Here is a 19,331-nt window from a genome sequence, read left to right as displayed (position 1 = left end):
ATGAAGTATATTTCTGTAATCCCATCTGATTGCGAGCCATAGACTATGACAGAAGTAACATCCGGCCTGACATTTAGACAAAGTGTTGACCACATGGTCGATCGTGCCCTGGCTTTAATGGACCTGGACCCCGGCATTTCCAATGCCATCAAATCCTGCACTTCGGTACTACAGGTCAGTTTCCCCGTGGAAATAAGGGGCAAGATTGAGCTTTTCACTGGCTGGCGTGCAGTCCACAGCATCCACCGCCTGCCGGCCAAAGGCGGTTTGCGCTACTCGGAGAGTGTCGATCAACAGGAGGTAGAAGCCCTGGCCGCACTGATGACCTATAAGTGCGCCATTGTCGACGTCCCCTTTGGCGGCTCCAAGGGTGGGCTCTATATCAACCCGGACAACTACACGCGGGATGAGTTGAAACAGATCACCCGTCGCTTTGCGCGGGAACTGGCGGCGCCTGGATTTCTCAATCCGGCAACCAATGTACCCGCTCCCGATATGGGTACAGGTCAACGGGAAATGGCCTGGATAGCCGACACCTACAAGCATCTCTATCCCGAGGAGATCAACGCCCTCGCCTGTGTCACCGGAAAACCGGTGGCGCATGGTGGTGTCAATGGACGCACCGAGGCCACCGGACGTGGGGTGAAATATGCCCTACAGGAGTTTTTCCGGCACAAGGAGGAGTTGAATGCCACGGGCCTGGATGGTGGCTTGGAGGGTAAACACGTTATCATCCAGGGACTGGGCAATGTGGGTTATCACGCCGCCAAGTTCCTATCCGAGGAGGATGGCGCCAACATAGTCGGCATCATCGAACGGGACGGGGCAATCTTCAATCCCGATGGCATCCATGTGGAAGAGGCCTACTTCCACCGCTGCTCCCATGGGGGATTGAAGGGATTCGCTGGTGGTGAGTTCATCACAGAGGGTCAAAAACTTCTGGAAGCGGATTGCGATATCCTGATACCCGCCGCCATAGAAGGGGCGATCCACGAACAAAACGCACCGAATATCAGTGCCAAATTGATCGTCGAGGCCGCCAATGGCCCCATCACATTTGAGGCCGACCGCATCCTGCGTAACCGGGGCATCACCATCCTACCTGACGCCTATGTCAACGCAGGCGGGGTGGTGGTCTCCTATTTCGAGTGGATTCGCAACCTCAGCCATATGCGGTTCGGCCGCATCGAGCGTCGCTTGGATGAGTCCCGCGGCCGACACGTGATCAATGCGTTGGAGCAGACCACGGGTAAACAGGTACCCGAATGGATCAAATCAAACCTGTCGCGGGGTGCGGATGAACTCGACCTGGTACGTTCCGGGCTCGATGACAGCATGCGTCAGGCGTTGCAAGAGATAATCGATATACGCAGCCGTAAACCCGAACTCGAAGATTACCGAACCGCCGCCTATGTCATTGCCTTGCAAAAACTGGCACGTTCCTATATCGATATCGGTGTTTAAACCGACACAAAGACTTTACAAATTGAGATATTTGTATAAGAATTTAATTCGCCCACCAACATTAGGGATTATTACCCCGACTGAATGTTGAAAGGATGCAGGTGATGCACACCAGCAACACCGTACACATGGAGGAGTGACAGATGGGTAGTCTAGAGAATCCAATCCTGAAACAGCATCATCAGCTGTTGTGGCACGCCAGGTGCCGCGTCCGATGAAGCACGCTACCAGCTATCACAATTCCAATGATTTCAATCGTCAATGACCGTGGGAGCACGCCTTCATGGAGAGCGGTGAAGGTTCACAGATTTACAAGCCTGACGGCATATGAAAATAATTAGCAGGGACACATCCAAACCGAAAAGGAGTTCATAAATGTCGCTAATGCAATGGGTAGAGGAAAAATACAGCACCAACGTCGACCTCTGTGACAATCAACACAAAGAGCTGTTTGACCGTGTCAATGCACTGAATGATGCTGTGGTCAACAGGGACCGCGTCGATATAGGCAATCGCTTAGATAACCTGGTTGATTTCGTTGTAAAACATTTTGAAACCGAAGAACGCTTGATGGAGGAGCGAGGTTACAGCGGACTGGAGCGTCATCGTCAAGAACACGATCTGCTGGTGAAGACATGCACCGACATCCAGGATAAGTTTCATGCCGGCGAAATGGATATCGAGGAGGCGACCATGACTTATATCAAGAACTGGCTCGATCACCATATCCCGATCATTGATAAACCATACGGACCGGCCTTGGGCAACTGAAAACCACAAGTTTTGATGTCAAGCCACATTTGGCTTCATCCTCGCGGGATCTACGAGTGCCCCCGACGCGTTGATCCCGCTTTTTTTTTCATCCGCCAGACAGGGAGAAAAATCGCTCTAAGACATTAAAATCCTGTGTTTTAGTCATCGGTGGCAAGCTGCGAATAAATATCTTGCCATAGGGCTTGCTTAGCAACCTGGGATCACACAAAGCCAATACCCCCCGATCCCTTTCATCTCTGATCAAACGTCCCGCGCCCTGTTTCAAGGCAATAGCAGCCTGGGGTAATTGATAGGCCATGAAGGGATTCCCACCCTGCTTACGCAGGGCATCGATTCGAGCCTGAAGCACTGGATCCCCCGGTGATGCAAATGGCAGCTTATCGATGATGACACAGGATAAGGCCTCTCCACGCACATCGATACCCTCCCAGAAACTGGATGTACCGAGTAACACCGCATTCCCGAGTTTGCGGAACTGTTCAACCAATTCGGTGCGTGGCGCCGTACCCTGGACCAGCATCGGATAGCTCAGCTTCTCTTTTAGATAATCAGCGGCCTCCTGCAGCGCCTTATGACTTGTATACAGCAGAAATGCGCGACCACCGCTTGCCTGCAATATGGGGATCGAAAGATCGGATACAGCCCGATTGAACGCGGGGCTGTTGGGTTCCGGAAGATCCTTTGGTACATACCAAACCGCTTGCTGCGGATAATCAAAAGGGCTGTCCCAGCAATGGGTTTCTGCTTCAGATAAGCCAAGCTGTTTGGAAAAATGTTCGAAACTACCGCCCACCGCCAGGGTAGCTGAGGTAAATATCCAGGAGGCACGATGCTCCTGCATGACTGCCTGAAAGATACCGGCTATCTCCAATGGGGTGACATTCAAACGAAAGCTCTGGCGGTGGGTTTCAAACCAACGAATGGATTCGCTATCGTCGTTCTCTTGGATACTATGCAGCCGTTGCAGCGCGCTTTCACACCGTTCACGGCAGCTATCCAGGCCCTTTCCCCGCCCTTCTACGGAATGCAGTGTTTGCGCCAGTTGGTCGATGGCCTCCAGCATCCTGTCAAGATGGGTGGTCACCGAAGGATTTGCGGCAACCTCAGACCAGGCTCCACGCCTCTGTTCAAGGCCAAAGGCGAGACGCATATCGCGGGTCGCCTGTTGCAGACGCTCGGCACGTTCGGGAATCTCCGGGAGATCATTTGCCTCACGGTGATACTCCGTGACGGTATCCCGCGCCAATTCAAGTAACTGGCGGCCACTGATACTGTCACCGAAGAAATTTCCCGCTATATCGGGTAACTGATGCGCTTCATCAAGGATATAACAGTCAGCACTGGGTAGAAGCTCGCCAAATCCCTCCCCTTTCAATGCCATATCCGCACACAGCAGATGGTGGTTGATAACCACCAGGTCCGCCTCCTGGGCGCGTTTCCTCGCCTCCATCAGGTGGCAGGTACTATAGGCAGAACACTCCTGGCCCAGGCAGTTGTCGGTGGTCGAAGTGACAAAGGGCCAGATGCCAGCCTCCTCCGGTACCTGCTTCATCTCAGCGATATCGCCACTCTTGGTTCCGGTCGACCATTCGCGGATCATTTGCAACTGTCCAACCTGCTCCTTGGTGAGATGCAACTCTTCGTGCAGGGTATTTTCCAGGCGATGAATGCAGAGATAGTTGGCGCGCCCCTTCAACAATGCCGTTGCGACCGGACTCGACAGGCTTTGCCGCACCATGGGCAGATCCCGGTGGAACAGCTGATCCTGTAGATTTTTGGTACCTGTGGAGATGATTGTCTTGAGCCCGGACATCAGGGCAGGCACCAGATAGGCAAATGTCTTGCCCGTACCTGTCCCCGCCTCACAGATCAATACACCACCCTGATCCATAACCCGGCCAACAGCCTGAGCCATCTCCTGCTGTTGCGGTCGATAGGAAAAACCCTCGATGCGTTTTGCCAACCAGCCTTCTGGCCCGAAGATCTCAGCTATGTCTGTCATCGACCAATTACGCGGGGCTAGTCAGCCTGATTATCCCAGACTTCGGGTTCAAGGCCGCTGTCGCGGGTCCAGGCCAGACGACCAATGATCTTAAATCGCGCCACAGACATGGCACCGCGTTTTGCCCGGTTACTGCTGCTCTTGCCCACATATTCGAGAATCTCGTCCCGTTCCGCTTCATAGATCTCATAGGGTTCATAATCCTCATCCATGAGTACCAGGACTACGCTATCCCAATCCTTATCGAGCTTTAGCTGACCAATCCTTTGACCCGACTTGCTTTCATCGAAGATGGTTCTTGATTTGATCTGAACCTGCTTGCCGCCGCGACCAGGATCGACAGCATCGTAGCCACCCTCACCCTGGGGTTTGGGTTCCAGTTGAAGTAGCTTCATTGCATCATATTCAGCTATTTCATTACTGATGCCAGGCAGGGGCTTCCCCATAGTACGACGATACTCAGCTGCCAATACCCGGGCCTGGGCAATCAATTTGTCGGCGGCATACAGGGTCAAGCCTCGGCTCCTTCAGGGTTCAGGAATGGAATTCTGCTCGGATTGTAGCCTATCTGATGCCTTTCAATAAACGCTTAGTGACTGTTGCAGGCGAACATACCCACTATCCGGCAGTCAGTACACCCTGTACAGGGTCACAATTTCTGCATACAGGCTATTTGTATGGGAGATCCGATCTCACTTGTTTAAAGGACCCTGATGAATATCCCGGTGGGAAATGGCAGTGACCTGAGCGTGGATGGATTGATCAGGCATTGGAGATCTGTTTTCGATCACCGACAATATCTTGTAAAACATCAACGAAGGTCCGGGGACGCCCGAAATGGAAGCCTTGAGCATAATCCACCCCCATCTCCTTCAGTGCCTTGCCGATAGAAGCATCGCTTACATGTTCGGCAATCACTACCTTGTCCATGAAATGCGCCAGTTCCATGATTGAAATAACCATCGCCAAATCCGCCGTATTCTGAATCATTTCGCGTACGAATATGCCGTCAATTTTTACATAATTGACTGGAAAATCCTTGAGATATGAGAAGGAGGCAAAACCGGATCCAAAATCGTCCAGATAACAGGAGCATCCCATCGATCTGACATCATTCATGAATGCCACCGTATCCTTGATATCCCTGGCAAGGGCGGTTTCAGTGACCTCGAACCCAAGTTGTTGAGTCGGTATGGGTGATTCGTTTATACGTTGCTTCAAATAGCGCTTGAATTCGCTATCGACAACAGATTTGGTGGACAGATTGACAGAAAAACTAACATCTCCCAACGATCCATCGCCAAATGGCTTGATTGCATCAAAAAAGTGATCTACCACCCAGTGATCCACGGCCCGCATCAAGTCGTACTGTTCTGCGATTTTGATGAAGCTCTGAGGAGATTGTGGCTGACCCTTGTCATCGATGATACGCAGTAGGATTTCATAATGTGGATTCAATCCCGCATCCTGCTTTAATGGAACGATGGGTTGGGCGAAAAGTACCATTCGATCGTTTGCCAATGCTTCCTGAATGGTTGGGATCGTCTGGATATTGCGCATGTGCTTCTGATAAGCCGAATCAGACTCCGAATAGAGACGGGTGCAGTTTCTACCACCCTCTTTTGCCATATGACAGGCCGATTTTGCAGCCTGTAAAAGTTCACTGGTATTGCCCTGAACCCGGTCATCCACCAGCACAACTCCGAGACTCGCGGAGACAGGTATCAGACGATCATTCCAGCTGAAGCGATACTCCTCGATCGTACGCCGCAGCGATTCGGCATTCTGGAACCCCTTCTCCAGGTCCGCATTTCTGATCAGCAGTGCGAATTCATCGTCTCCGATACGTGCCACCATGCCATCTTTGGTAAGGTAACTGGAAAGAATCGATGATACTGTCTGCAACAGCTGGTCACCCCCTTCCAAACCGCACAGGTCATTGACCACATTAAACTTGTCCAGATCGAGAAGTATCAATACGTGTTGGGTAGTGTTGTTCTCCGCTGCTACCGTCAGTTCACGCAAATAGCGTTCAAATCTGCGGCGATTAAAAAGCCCGGTCAGCTCATCGATGGAAGACTCATCCTTAATCTGGTTATAGCTCGTCAAGAGTATGCGATCGATGGCCCTGTCTACGATCGGCTGCACCCGGTCCTGCATTACGCTGTAGTCACCGCTTGCAACAAACTCCGCCAATTCCCCGGCAGGGATATCCAAAGCCTTCAAGCCATTACCATCCACAAACAGGAAACGGTTGGAGTCATTGTTTTTCCAAGCCAGATAAAGCATCCGCTCACCTGAGTCCACAACCATCCAGGTATCGATATCGAGGCCCTTGACTCTTTCCAAGGACGCCTCATCTATTGCTGACTCGGCAGCAGGATCGGTAGTTATAACGTTGCTGGTGAAAAATTGAGCCAGATAGTCCTCATCAACCTCAATCCTCTGCTCATAAAAGGGTTGCGCTGCATCGCCTCCTCTTACGAGTGCCGTCTGTAGTTCGAGAGCGAAACTTCGACTTCCTTCGGGATAGACGGGATAGTCACGAAATCCCTTTCTGATCAGCGAGATCAGATCACGGATTCGATTTTCGCTCATTTCGTGCGGGGTTGATGAGTTTAGAAACAGCTTACCCATTATGTCGATGACACGGGAATAGGCCTTCCAGGCCGTACTCTCTTCACCCTCGATCGCATAAGTCTGCACCAGCAGATTGACCCAGCCAAATTGAAACAATCTTGCAACCGCATTGGATACAGATTTACCCGACAGTTGACTGCGTATATGGCTTGAGACTGCACGCTCCGCTGCAATGTGTTGCTCATCCTTTTCACAGTGGTCTATGGCAAGCTGACGATTGCGGTGGAAATTCTCCAACTGGGTATGTTTTAAAGCCTCTAGTGCACGTGTCACTTCAGATACAGCACTCAGCTTGTTGCTGTCGATGGCATCCAGCAGTTGAGAAATCTTTGCCATATCACGTAGTTGTGACAACTGCTTCCCTATTGTGATATAAGGCGCCAGGGATTCTATGGTAGCAAGCAGACGCCTGACAGGATGTTTACTGTTCTCCAATAGCGAGGGGTCATTCACCACCTCCTGAATAATCTGAATCTCCATCCGATTAAGCAGGTCTTTCAGCTCTGACGGCACCAGCGGATCATCACGTAGCGCAGAAACCAGTTCTTCACCGGTACTGATCGCTGCACTCACCACTGGATCGATTTTTTGCTCGACGTCTGATTGGTTTTCCAGCTCATGCTCGAGCTGCTTGAGGACTGATGAGCCAAACCTCAAGGGCAGGTTGTTGAGTGATTCTATAACCTGGGTCTTGTCAATCCTGGCTACTTCCGGTCCCAAATCATCCTGATTGGTATGATGCTTGACATCAAACAACGTGGACAGATGTTGCAGAACCTTGCCAACATTCGGATGGAAAATCTTTTTTGTGGGATGACTGTGGCTGGCGCTATCCCTGTATTGAGAAGTAAAGTCGATTCCCTTCTGCTTGAACAGTTCCAATATCGATTCATAGAGACTATCGATTCCATCCAGCACCGTCCCTTGAAACACACTCAGAATCAAGTGAAAACAGTTGATTTCCAAATCGAACCTGTCCAATGCATGTTTCAAGGCATTAAGCAGACTGATCGGGGAGAGCGGATTGTTCTCATCCTTGATGGTATGTTCTGTGAGATAAGTGAGTGAGGTTTCCAGATGATAGAGGTTACGCGCCAGATCTGTCTCGATCTGCCTGGCAATATCGTTAATCACAACCCAGTGGTCTATATCCACCTTCTCCACCAACTCCAGCTCGTGATCATCCTCTGTCGATGCTGTGGAGTTGATGCCGGCCAGGCCGGCCAGTTCATCAAACGCCTTTTCTACCTGGCGGAAAAATGCCGCGCTGATATCTGCTTCCTCCCTTTCCAGGGCGGTCATCATCAAAATCAGCGTGGATTCCTGTTGACTGAACTGGGGCTCGTTCGCGCTGGCCAGCAAGGCATCTCTGGCCTGCAGGAAAAAGGCTGCAAGCTTGGGGTTGAGATAATCGAGCAACCGCTGCTGCAGCTCCCCTATCACTGGTGTTACCACCGCGCTATCGGGTAAACGCATCTCGATATTCTTGGTTTCCCGTTGCGCCTGAAGATAGGTATACAGCGCCTCGCCTTCCTCAGGATCACTTATACTGCCACCGATACCATGTTGATGTTTGTAGACAATGACAATCCGCACCTGGTTGGAGGCAACCCTGAGCAGAGCCTCCTGACGATCGGATTCGGCGATATAGCCATCGGTCAGTAGCTCATTCAGCCTGTCATCACCACAGTGCAGATAGACCCCACCTTGGGAAAAGTTACAAATCCGGCAATCATCGAAGCGCTGCTCCTGAATAGACAGACTTGCCTGTAGATCGATCTCCAGCCGTTGGTGTCTTCTGCGATTATTCATTGGTAGTCCGTTGCAAGGGGCACTCCTAGCCAGATGCTGTCCGCTAAATAAATATCTCAATAATTACCGAATATACCTCCAGATTATCCCGTTATCGGCACCAAATCGAAGAGCTTGACGCTTATTTTGGTAACATTTTATGAAAGATGTTCTAATTTCCTGCCACCCAGACCTTCCCGCACTCCCGACCAACCGCCCGGGATGAGTAGAATCGGGGCGGGAAGATATCGACCGCAAGCGCTCGATTCTGCGTAGCGATTTAGTTGAAGAAGCGTTGAAACCAGAGAACTCCGTCTTCGACCAGTGAACCTGAACGGGCGCAGGGTGCCCGGGATGTGGGACCGCTGCCACTGATGAAGGGATACTCAAGGGCAGCGGGACAACCCTCGCCCAGGAGACCGGTTGCGGGATCGATAGTCTGCATTTCCACCCCTACCGGCCGATTCTGCTGCAGTGTCGAGACCCCGATAGCAGTCATCAATCTGGCCCAAACCCGCATCGCCCCGGAGGATCCCGTCAAGCCGGTAGGACCGTTGTCATCCCGTCCTACCCAAACCACGGCGATATGCTTCCGATCGAACCCGGCAAACCAGCTATCCCGTAGTTTATCCGTAGTCCCTGTCTTTCCAGCCACTTCCACCTCTCCCGGCAACAACCAGCGAAGTGCCTTGCCGGTACCACTGTGGGTCACTTCGTTTAACGCATGTCGCAACAAGTAGACTGCACGGCTATCCGCCCTTGATTCAATCGCCAGAGGATAGCGAGAGAGGGGCGTTCCTTGGGCATCGGTCACATCTCGAATCGATTTCAATGTGGCGCCATATCCGCCATTGGCCAGGGTCTGGTACATCTGGGTCATCTCGAGTGGCGATAGAGAGACAGCACCCAGGAGCAGTGACGGATAGGCCGGGAGAGGGCGGCGTATCCCCAGCTTGTATAGAGTATCGATCACCGATTCAAGCCCAACGGAGAGGCCGAGACGGACCGTTGCCTGATTGAACGATTCAGTAAGCGCCTGCTCCAGGGTCACCCCGTCATGACTCTGATTGTCATAATTGCTTGGGGTCCAGATCTCACCATTCATCCCCTTGATCTGGATCGGTCCATCCTCAAGGGGAGAAAGCAGATGAAAGTCTCCAGGTTGAGACAGCGCAGCCAGGTAGACAGCGGGTTTGATTAATGATCCCACCGGGCGTACCGCATCCAGGGCCCGATTAAATCCCGCATAACGTGGATTTCTATCCCCCACGACAGCCAACACCTCTCCAGTCTCGCTATCTGCCAGGGTAATAGCACCCTGCAATGTGCCAGCATCTATACCCTGTTTCTCCTCTAACTCATTCAACTGCTGGGAAAGCGCCTGTTCAGCGCGACTTTGAAACCAGGGGTCTAGGGTGGAGAAAATTCTTAAATCGCCAGCACTTAAATCTTCCTCTTTATAATCTCTGCGTAACTGGCGCTTCACCAGGTCCATAAACGCCGGACTACCCGAGCTTTGCAGGTCACCCTGCTCCACACCGAGCGGCTGCTGCTGTGCTGCTGCTGCCTGCTGCTGGGTAATCACACCCTGATCCGCCATCAACTGTAAGATCAGGCCGCGTCTCTTTTTCGCTGGCTCGGGATGACGTCTCGGATCATAGGCAGATGGCCCTCGAACCAGGGTGACGAGCAGGGCCAAGCGAGGAAGGTCAAGCTCATGCAGGGGACGATTGAAGTAGAAACGGCTGGCCAGGGCAAAGCCGTGAATCGCCTTGCCCCCCTGCTGACCCAGGTAGATCTCATTCGCGTAGGCCTCGAGGATATCATCCTTGTGGTATCGCAAATCCAATATCAGTGCCATGGCGATTTCATTTATTTTGCGCCACAGGGTGCGTTCCGCACTCAGGAAATAGTTCTTCACCAGCTGCTGGGTCAGGGTACTGCCACCTTGTACCACACGTTTTGCAACCAGATTGGCCCAGATTGCCCGCCCGATTGCCATCAGATCGATACCGGCGTGATGATAGAAATTACGATCCTCCACTGCGATCAAACCCGTTATCAACAATTCCGGAAGCTCCTCGCGGGTAAGCAGAATACGGTCTTCACCTTGGGTTGACGCAAGACTGCCTATCAGCCTCGGTTCAATACGATAGTGACCGATCGGATCTCCGTTCCCCGCCCGTTTTAACGAACTTACGCCCAGGGAATCCATGACGATTTCCAGATAGTCGCTGGAACGATCAATGTCGGGAAAATGAAATGGGCGGGTGCGTACAAGATAACGACCGCGGAAGGCGGAGTACTGCCCAGGACTATCCGGGTGCTCAACCCGACGATAACCAAGCCCATCGAGGGTCTGTTGAAGATGGTTAGAGGAGACCCTGGCACCTGGGTAGAGATCAAGGGTCCGGCTATATACCTTGGCCGGCACATCCCAGCGACGGCCTTGAAAACGGCTTTGTACCACCTGATCGAGATAAAGGACATATAGAATCGACGCCAACAGCATGGTGACCAGGCCAAGAAACAGCCAGCGCTTCCATCTCTGGGTTCCACTACGATTGGATCTGCGTCTACCCCGCTTTGCTCGCTTTTTCGTCATATTCGGCTGCTGTGCAGTCTCCTGTCGACGGAAATATGTAAAAAAAAAAACACCTGCAAATCATGTGAACTGATAGCGTTATTTATTGACGACCCGGCTCTCTATACATTAGATTCCTAAAAAAACATTATGTGAATCAAGTCTCAAAAACCTTGGCCGCTATGTTCATTTGAGATGCACATCATAGCAGGGGTAGAACCAGATGCGATCCAGAGTTCCGATTATAAATTGGCTGTTGACAATCACACTTATAGCGATTGCCTCAATGCTGATGGGCCAGAATGCTATGGCCGATGAATTGAACGAGGATCTCAACCTGCGTAAAAACCTGGAAAACCGTATCCAGGCGATAGCAAAAAACCGTAAATTACATAAGCAAATGATCGACGAGGGACGTGAGCGGACGATCCTCTGCAATACCTGTCATGGTAAAGACGGCATCGCAGTGCAGCCACTCGCACCCAATCTGGCCGGACAGAATCCAGCTTATATTGTCGATCAGTTCCAACGTTTCGGCGACGGCCGACGCAATGAGTATCTAATGAGTAATCTGGCCAAGACCTTCAGCTTCGAAGACAAAATTAAAATTGCTCTCTACTATGCGGATATGGAGATGAAACCCTCAGGCGGCGGCAATCTCTCGCTACTTGCCGATGGTGAGAAGATCTACAAACAGAACTGCGTCAAATGTCATGGTGACAATGGGCGTGGCCAGGAAGGCTATGCCCGCCTTGCCGGTCAACGCCACGATTATGTGGTTAAGATGTTGAAAGAGTTTCGCGACCGTACCGGCAAGCGCACCAACGTCTGGATGTCGGGAGTCGCCATACGTCTCAGCGATCAGGACATGGATGCTGTGGCAACCTATCTGGCAAACCTAAAATAAATCCACCTCATTGGTTATGCATGTTTCAAGCATGCCATGCCGGCCAATCATTTATATGGGTTGGAACAAGGCTGGGGCTCTATTTTTACAGCATCTTTTTAAGGCAGCGCCCTTTGCTTTGTGGTTGAAGCTTCCCTGCAATCATAGGCGCACTTGAATGCCTTGTCCGCCAATGGGAATTGATCCAGACGCAGTTTCAAATAGGCATATAACTCTCCCAACCAGGAAGGCCCGTTGTGGGTTGGTGCAATCTCCCTATAACGGAAGTCGTAAGGGACAATCATAACCGCAGCGCGTTGCAGACCCACCTTAGCAGCCAGATAGAAGAGCTCTTCGATATAGTGATTACCGATTGCCAGACAACCCGCTGACCATGCACTGCCATGAATAAAAATATTTGAGCCAGGTGTTGCCCGACCCTCTCTGGTTGCATTCAACCAATCAAATCCGTTTGGATAATTGAGTTTCATGGAGAGATGAAAATGACTATTGGGATTGAGATCCACGATACGGTAGAACCCCTCCGGAACCTGTTTGTCCCCTTCGCGCAGTTTGGGTCCCACCTTTCCACTGGCTGCAAAAATGGCATAGTCGTGGATAAACCGCCATCGATTATGCTGATATGCCCACAACTCGAGTCGCCGACTCTCCTTGAACGCAATCAGCTGTATCCGTTGTGGTGGATAGTCGACGCCGACACGCTCAAAACGGGCTTGCAGGCGCTGTTCAACTCGGATGCCCAAATTATCCAGCACCGCATCGAGCTCGGCATTCTGTGCTGCCCATGCCCCGTTCACCATCAGAGTGAGCAGTAACAGGAGTCGTCTCATAACCCTCCCTGCTTGGCGATCACACGCTCAACCCATCTGCCATAAATAAGATCGGAGATCCTATGCAAGGCTTCGATCTGCTGATCGATAGCGCTTAAAATTACTTGCGCCGATTGACTACAGTCTGAATCGAGCAACAGATCGCTACCATAGCGTTCAATCCAGTTTTCCACCATCTCCCGAGTCATCTCTAGATGAAACTGCATACCGATGTGGTCACCCATGACAAATCCTTGCTGATCGAAGCAGTTGCTTCGCAGCAGATGCTGACTATGTGGCGGCAGTGTGTAGGTATCCGCGTGCCAGTGAAAGGCTGTGAATTGCTCTGGAATATCCTCCAGCCAACCATCATGATCATGCTCCGCCAGGGTTTGTACCGGATGCCAGCCTATCTCCATCCCCTTGCCCCGGGTGATCTCGCCTCCCAGTGCCCGGCTCATCAGTTGCGCTCCGAAACAGATCCCCATGACGGGCAGATCCTGATCGATTGCCTTTCGGATCAGCTGCAGTTCCCCCTCCATCCAAGGCAGCTGATCATTGACACTGACCCCGGCCCCCATAAAAACCAATCCTGAGACATCGTGGGTCTGTAACGGGATGGGATGATCATCATCTATGCAGACCATCTCCCAGGGGATGGCGTGAGACTGCAGATAATCACCCAGATAACCGGGATGCTGACAGACGAGATGGCGAAATATTCGGATCGGCTTCATTCAGGTTTGTAATTATGGTTTGGTTCAACGTCGATTCTAACCCGAATGTCTGTCTAGATTCAGCTTCTGCCCACACCACATATCGCAACTCCCCCCCTGGTCGAAGGGCCTCAAATGGATAACAGGTCACCAGTATCAATTCCCGCTCCCCCTGATCCGATATCAGCCGACTCTGCCGTTGATCGACAACAGCGGTGGCAGTCACGCGATACATAACCCTGGATTTCTCAGGGGTATCCAGCAGCAACCGGTCTCCCTGGCGAAGCCCCTTGAGAAAGCGGAAGTGAGTATCTCTGTGGCCGGCTATGAGACTCGCTCCCTCGGTGCCGGGCAGGGCCGTCTGCATTGCCCATCCCGGGCCGAATGCCAGGGTTCTACCGCTGACACCCGCCAGTATATAGCGTCTTACACCCAACCTGGGCACCTCTAAGCGTGCAACCGGCCAGGTATCGGCCCAGGGCCAGGGTTGGATGTTATCTGCCTGTGAAGCCGTTACATTCCAAGCGGTTGCAATCAATGCCTGGGCCAACCAGGCCTTCGCTTCGATCCAAGCCCCCTGGACGAGAAAACAGCAGGCAACCAAGAACAGGAGCGGTGATATATGGCACGATCTCAGGATGTTGCTGAACAGGGTTTTCATTTGCATCCAGGGACAGAGGCCTGCCCTGCGCGCATGCATCGAGTAAACACTATCCAGAGTAGCAGCAAGAGACTTCCCAGGAGCAACATCAGCGGGGCTGGCGTTGCCGTTTGCGGTAACCGGCCGAAGACAGACTCGGCATGCCATCCCGCGGGAAGATTGACCGGCATCATGCCACCCTCCAGGCCCTCGCCATGGGGTCGAACAACCCTTTTCTCCACCGCCACCAGGCTCGTATAGGGGGAGACGAGCTGATGCTTCAAAGCCAAATCGACCACACTCTGGCGCTTGCTATCCTGTGCCAATTCATCCTTCGGCAGTGCCAGCAGGCTCGCAATTCGCCGCCTGGCCCATAGCGCATGGACTCCCGTCACCTGCTCGGTCGACTGAACCTGGACGTTCTGCTGCCAGATATCGTCACCTCTTCTAGCTTGGATTGCCAGACTGCCCTCAAGCCGTTTCCCCTTAAGCGCTATCATCAATGGCTCACCCAGGTAGAGATCCGGGAGTCGTTGCGGTTCAAGATCAATATCCCCCGGACCCTGCCATTCCAGGGTTAAATGACTCAAGGCCGGGTACTCGAGTTTCTCCAACAGGGCCTGCATTCGACTGGCCACTTCGGTTAGATCACCGATGTAGGTAAAACTGCCACGTCCATATTGCGCGGCACGCTGCATGAAGAGCGTGTTTGGTGCCGATCCGATACCGACCGTAAACAGGCGGCTGGCACCCAAACGTCGACGGATCAGATCAAACAGCGCCTGTTCATTGCCAACACTACCATCGGTGAGAAACACTACCTGACGCAGTCGAGTCTCATGGTTCTGATTGAGCAGGGCCTTTTCCAGGGCGGAAAGCATCTCAGTACCACCCTCTGCCTGCATCCGATCGATAAAGCGGATTGCCCGACTCAGATTGCTCCTGTTGGCCGGCTGGGGTGTCAGGAACAGCATTTGGCTCCGATTATTGAAACCGATGAGATTGAAACGGTCTGTTGGCTGCAAACGGGCAATCGAGAGTCGCAGGGCCGCTTTCGCCTGATCCATGGATGCCCCGTGCATCGATCCTGAATGATCGACCACAAAGATCAGATCCCGATTCAATCCCGATTCATAGTGCTCTGGAGCGGGAGGCAGTAACATCAACAGCGCATAATCCTCATCCTGCCAATGATCGGTGAAGAGCACACTCCTTGGCATTGAACCCGCTTGTGGTTGCCAACTCAATAGGAAATCCCTGTCTGCCGGCACCTCTCCTTCGGTCAATCGCAGATGAACCACACCCTGCCCATCCACGCGCTCCTGCATCGGATGGTAGTGACTTGTAACTGTCTGCAGCGGCATACCCGCATCTAACCTGACTTGGAGCGAAACGGGATTGATCACCCCATCACCGGGATCCAGTACCGGTGGAGTGATTTGACTCGCATCTTCCACCTGATCACTATCCGGGGCCCACCCATAATGGGTGTGATCCACGGATCTAGCGGTGGATAGCGGATTCCCAGGTATATACCGCGGCCCGATCACCAGCGGCAGCCGCAGTTCAAAACGACCCTCCGTGTAGCGGGCCTGTTGTTGAAATTCGATAACCACACGAATCTCCTCCCCAGGACCGATATTGCTCAGGGAAAGTGAAAAGATATTGGCTCGCTGTTGACTCATCAGACTGGCTCTCTGACCCTGCTCCCGGGCCTTGCGATAGATCTGCTGCGCCTTTTTTTTCGCTTCGATCCGCCCCTCGATCACCCGTTCACCGATCTGCATATTGAGACGTTCCACAGCCGACGATTCAGGCAGAGGAAACTGATAGACACCCTCCATCCAGGATTGACTTGGATTGATGAACAGGTGCTCCACACGCACCTTGGCCAGCATCCCGGTGACATCTACCTGAACATCGCTTTTTAGCATTGGCGCCGACTGCAGCAGCTGACCATCCAATGATCGCAACTGCAGCTCAACACCCTCCTGCTCTAGGCCATCAGCCTCAACACTACTCCAGCCAAATACCAGCAAAATCAATAAAATGCTGCCAGACACACCGGTCATCACTGCTGCCAGCAGGGTCAACACCAGGTCACGAATGAAGAGCCCATTGCTGAAGGAGACCGGCCTCCCTTCCCTTTCTGAGGATTTAATTACGCTTTTTTGCAGCACACCGCACCTCCCCTCTGATCTGGGTCTGGCGGGAATCTGCTTCCGATCCGACAGCCACCCACCGGAAACTATTGCCGATGGGTTTCTCTGGGGAGCTGTAGAAAAACTCCTCCCTCAGGGGTTGTCGATAGAACTTCATGACTCTTCCCCCTTGATCAGGGAGAGTCGGACCGTTCTGTCATAGGCCAGGCCCTCAGGATCATGAGCGGGATAACGTGCTTGCGCATTGCCGATGGAGTGGATTTCCATCCGATCTTCCGCCAACCCGGAGGCCTTCAACAGATCGGCGACTGCATCCGCACGGCGTTTGCTGAGGGTGTTGTTATAATCGTCGCTTCCCCTCACATCCGCAGCGGCCAGAATCTGCAGCTTCAATTCGGGAAAGGCCTGCAACATGACTACCATGGCTTTGAGTTGGTCACTGATACCTGCTTCGATCTCAGCGCTGTCACTGCGAAATCCAAGACAAAAGGTATACCCCTCCTGGAGGGCCTCTACCCTGGCATATTCCAAGTCGCGTTGACGTTGGAACAGGGCCTGGTGTTCAGCGGCCGCAAGCTGTTCTCTCTGCTGCATACCCTGAACCACTTTCAGCTCATCACCCAAATCAGCAACCTCCTGTTTACGGGCTTCCAGATCGCCGATCATGGCGCCACCGGTAAGACCCAGAACAACCCCAGGCGCCCCGCCTAGGAGAGTACCCACCAGCACCCCGACCATGGATCCGGTGATAACACTCTTTTCCACCCTTTTATCCCCCTCATCCGCTGCCAGCGCAGATTGAAACAGGAGACATGAAATTACCAATGCTACGAATGTTGTCTTCATTTTTTCACCTATTGATGTTGGCCCAGCGTGCCTTCCATGGCATATCAGTCCACTCCTGTGCTGCGCCGGTGTTGGTATTACCGACACCAATTTCAGCCAATGGAGATGGCATTTTGCTCACCAAATTGGGGCAGTAGAGGGGCAAAAAGTGGCGACATTCTGTCAACCTGGAAGTAGTATTATGATTCGCGGTACAAAATTGCTGATAGACAATTGTAATTTGGACTAAAGTTATTATTTATGGATGCCGCCAAGCCGTAGGTATAAGGCAAGGAATCACCAGTAATCAAGAATGAAAACTGCCTACTTCGCATTTATATTCGGATTTTTGTTGTGTTTCTGCGAAGCGGCACAGTCAGTTGACCTCGTCATCAATCCAGATGTCACCCAAGAAAAACTCTCACGCCATACCTTGCGTTCCATATTCAGTATGCGGAAGACACAGTGGCCGGACGGGAAACCGATCCATGTCTTTGTTCTGGGTGACAAGAGTGACCTACACAGACGCTTCACCAAACAGCTACTCGGCCTGTTTCCACATCAACTGAGGCGCGCCTGGAACCGGCAGATCTATTCCGGTATGGGTCAGGCACCGATCAGAGTGGAGTCCGAGCATGAGATGCAGGAACGGGTAGCAAACACTCCTGGCGCGATTGGTTATCTATCAGAAGGGCGTTTTAATGAGTATGTACGAACCATCAGTATTGAGAACTAGCCTGGTTGTTTGCCTGTTCGCACTACTCTGCATGTTGTCCAGAGGATTGTCGGCCGCCGATCAGGTAGGTTTTGACAGTATGTTTCAAGTACATGGATTCTTGACCCAAGCCTATGTCAAGACCACAGAAAATCAGTTTTTCGGTGACAGTGAGGACGGCAGCTTCGATTTCCGCGAATTGGGCATCAATGCATCCTATCGTTTAACACCCCAGTTTATGGTCGCTGCACAGGTACTCTCCCGTCGTGCCGGCGAAATGTATGACGGTTCCCTCGATCTGGATTACGCACATATCGATTACACCCTACAAACTGATGAAGACAACCGTTTTGGCTTCATACTCGGTCGGAGTAAAAACACCTTTGGATTCTATAACGACACCCGTGACGTGGCAGCAACCCGTCCAGGCATTTTTATGCCCCAGGCCATCTACTGGGACCGGGTACGAAACATGGTCCTCGCCAGTGACGGGGGACAATTGTACGGAGAAACTCAGTTCGAGGATCACCTGTTTGAGCTACGATTGATCGCCGGCAAAACCCCCATCGATGAAAATGTAGAGAACTCCTATCTAAACCCCGCCCTGAATTCTAAAATGGATAATGACGGCATCACCCTTGGAGGCAGACTGTTGTATGAGTGGGATGGAGGTCGTTTTAGACTGGCCTTGAGCAATGCCGCACTGACTCTGGACGCAAAAACAGACCTGTTCACACCTGGAGATATTGAGATCGACTATTGGGTGTTATCATCACAATATAATACAGGCCCTTGGAGCCTAACCCTGGAATATATGTATCAGCCAATTGATTATGAGGGTTTCAGCGGCCTGATGGATGTGGCAGATACAACCGTGGATGGTTATTATATTCAAGGAAACTATCGGCTTGATGCGGATTGGGAACTATTCACCCGCTATGAAGAGAGCCACTATGACAAGGATGATAAAAATGGTGAAAAATCCAGCACTAACCTTGGCCTACCCGCACATACCTTCTTCAGTGAACTTTGGACGCTGGGTGTGCTCTGGGAACCTACCGAACAGCTGATGCTGCGCGCAGAATTCAGCCAAGTTGAGGGCACTATCTTCCTATCCAATCTTGAAAACAACAACCCTAATAGCACAGAACGGAATTGGAACTTATTTTCCCTGCTTGTCTCCTACAGCTTCTAACCAGTCATAATGAACTCGAGCAACGACAAACTTCAACAGGATGACGGAAATCGCCAGTCAAACAAGCGACACTTCCTTAGTCTCAAATGGAAGGTTGTACTCCTGCT

The 19,331-nt window shown here is 51.9% G+C and carries 15 protein-coding genes; 5 read left to right on the top strand and 10 right to left on the bottom strand.

What is annotated here, in order from left to right; translation table 11 throughout:
- Positions 1-45: 45 nt before the first annotated feature.
- Positions 46-1,464: a Glu/Leu/Phe/Val family dehydrogenase gene (locus R2K28_RS05545; protein ID WP_316368371.1), complete on the top strand. Its 1,419-nt coding sequence runs from the start codon at positions 46-48 to the stop codon at positions 1,462-1,464.
- Between the two features lie 375 nt (positions 1,465-1,839).
- Complete coding sequence (locus R2K28_RS05540) at positions 1,840-2,235, top strand: bacteriohemerythrin (RefSeq protein ID WP_316368370.1); 396 nt, start codon at positions 1,840-1,842, stop codon at positions 2,233-2,235.
- An 88-nt stretch (positions 2,236-2,323) separates the two neighbouring features.
- Here R2K28_RS05540 and R2K28_RS05535 read toward each other — a convergent pair whose 3' ends face one another.
- From R2K28_RS05535 to mrcB, 4 genes are all read right to left on the bottom strand, one after another.
- Positions 2,324-4,240, bottom strand: a complete 1,917-nt coding sequence (locus R2K28_RS05535; RefSeq protein ID WP_316368369.1) for an ATP-dependent DNA helicase — start codon at positions 4,238-4,240, stop codon at positions 2,324-2,326.
- Between the two features lie 17 nt (positions 4,241-4,257).
- Positions 4,258-4,755 carry a hypothetical protein gene (locus R2K28_RS05530; RefSeq protein WP_316368368.1) on the bottom strand — a complete coding sequence of 166 codons (498 nt, stop codon included), beginning with the start codon at positions 4,753-4,755 and terminating at the stop codon, positions 4,258-4,260.
- 247 nt (positions 4,756-5,002) lie between these two features.
- Entirely contained in the window at positions 5,003-8,692 is a 3,690-nt protein-coding gene (locus R2K28_RS05525; protein ID WP_316368367.1) for a DUF1631 family protein, read from the bottom strand.
- 259 nt (positions 8,693-8,951) lie between these two features.
- Positions 8,952-11,276 carry a penicillin-binding protein 1B gene (mrcB, locus tag R2K28_RS05520; protein WP_316368365.1) on the bottom strand — a complete coding sequence of 775 codons (2,325 nt, stop codon included), beginning with the start codon at positions 11,274-11,276 and terminating at the stop codon, positions 8,952-8,954.
- 286 nt (positions 11,277-11,562) lie between these two features.
- Between mrcB and R2K28_RS05515 the strand changes: the two genes are divergently transcribed.
- The gene (locus R2K28_RS05515) at positions 11,563-12,162 is read left to right on the top strand and encodes a c-type cytochrome (RefSeq protein WP_316368364.1); all 600 of its coding nucleotides are present in this window, start codon (positions 11,563-11,565) and stop codon (positions 12,160-12,162) included.
- 98 nt (positions 12,163-12,260) lie between these two features.
- Here R2K28_RS05515 and R2K28_RS05510 read toward each other — a convergent pair whose 3' ends face one another.
- From R2K28_RS05510 to R2K28_RS05485, 6 genes are read right to left on the bottom strand one after another with little or no spacing between them, the layout of a single operon-like run.
- Positions 12,261-12,992, bottom strand: coding sequence for a L,D-transpeptidase family protein (locus tag R2K28_RS05510; RefSeq protein WP_316368363.1), 732 nt, complete (start codon positions 12,990-12,992; stop codon positions 12,261-12,263).
- The gene (locus R2K28_RS05505; protein ID WP_316368362.1) at positions 12,989-13,708 is read right to left on the bottom strand and encodes a type 1 glutamine amidotransferase; all 720 of its coding nucleotides are present in this window, start codon (positions 13,706-13,708) and stop codon (positions 12,989-12,991) included. Before R2K28_RS05505 ends, R2K28_RS05510 begins: the two co-directional genes overlap by 4 nt.
- Entirely contained in the window at positions 13,650-14,348 is a 699-nt protein-coding gene (locus tag R2K28_RS05500; protein WP_316368361.1) for a class GN sortase, read from the bottom strand. Before R2K28_RS05500 ends, R2K28_RS05505 begins: the two co-directional genes overlap by 59 nt.
- Positions 14,345-16,507 carry a marine proteobacterial sortase target protein gene (locus R2K28_RS05495; RefSeq protein WP_316368360.1) on the bottom strand — a complete coding sequence of 721 codons (2,163 nt, stop codon included), beginning with the start codon at positions 16,505-16,507 and terminating at the stop codon, positions 14,345-14,347. Before R2K28_RS05495 ends, R2K28_RS05500 begins: the two co-directional genes overlap by 4 nt.
- Positions 16,485-16,646, bottom strand: coding sequence for a hypothetical protein (locus tag R2K28_RS05490; RefSeq protein ID WP_316368359.1), 162 nt, complete (start codon positions 16,644-16,646; stop codon positions 16,485-16,487). Before R2K28_RS05490 ends, R2K28_RS05495 begins: the two co-directional genes overlap by 23 nt.
- Positions 16,643-17,335, bottom strand: coding sequence for an OmpA family protein (locus R2K28_RS05485; RefSeq protein ID WP_316368357.1), 693 nt, complete (start codon positions 17,333-17,335; stop codon positions 16,643-16,645). Before R2K28_RS05485 ends, R2K28_RS05490 begins: the two co-directional genes overlap by 4 nt.
- Before the next feature lie 292 nt (positions 17,336-17,627).
- On the opposite strand from R2K28_RS05485, the gene R2K28_RS05480 reads away from it, so the two are divergent.
- Entirely contained in the window at positions 17,628-18,050 is a 423-nt protein-coding gene (locus R2K28_RS05480) for a substrate-binding domain-containing protein (RefSeq protein WP_116446521.1), read from the top strand.
- Between the two features lie 79 nt (positions 18,051-18,129).
- Positions 18,130-19,224, top strand: a complete 1,095-nt coding sequence (locus R2K28_RS05475; protein ID WP_316368356.1) for a porin — start codon at positions 18,130-18,132, stop codon at positions 19,222-19,224.
- Positions 19,225-19,331 lie beyond the last annotated feature (107 nt).

The organism is Candidatus Thiodiazotropha sp. CDECU1 (assembly GCF_963455295.1).
Lineage (GTDB): Bacteria > Pseudomonadota > Gammaproteobacteria > Chromatiales > Chromatiaceae > Thiodiazotropha.
This window is presented reverse-complemented; position numbering and strand designations above follow the sequence as displayed.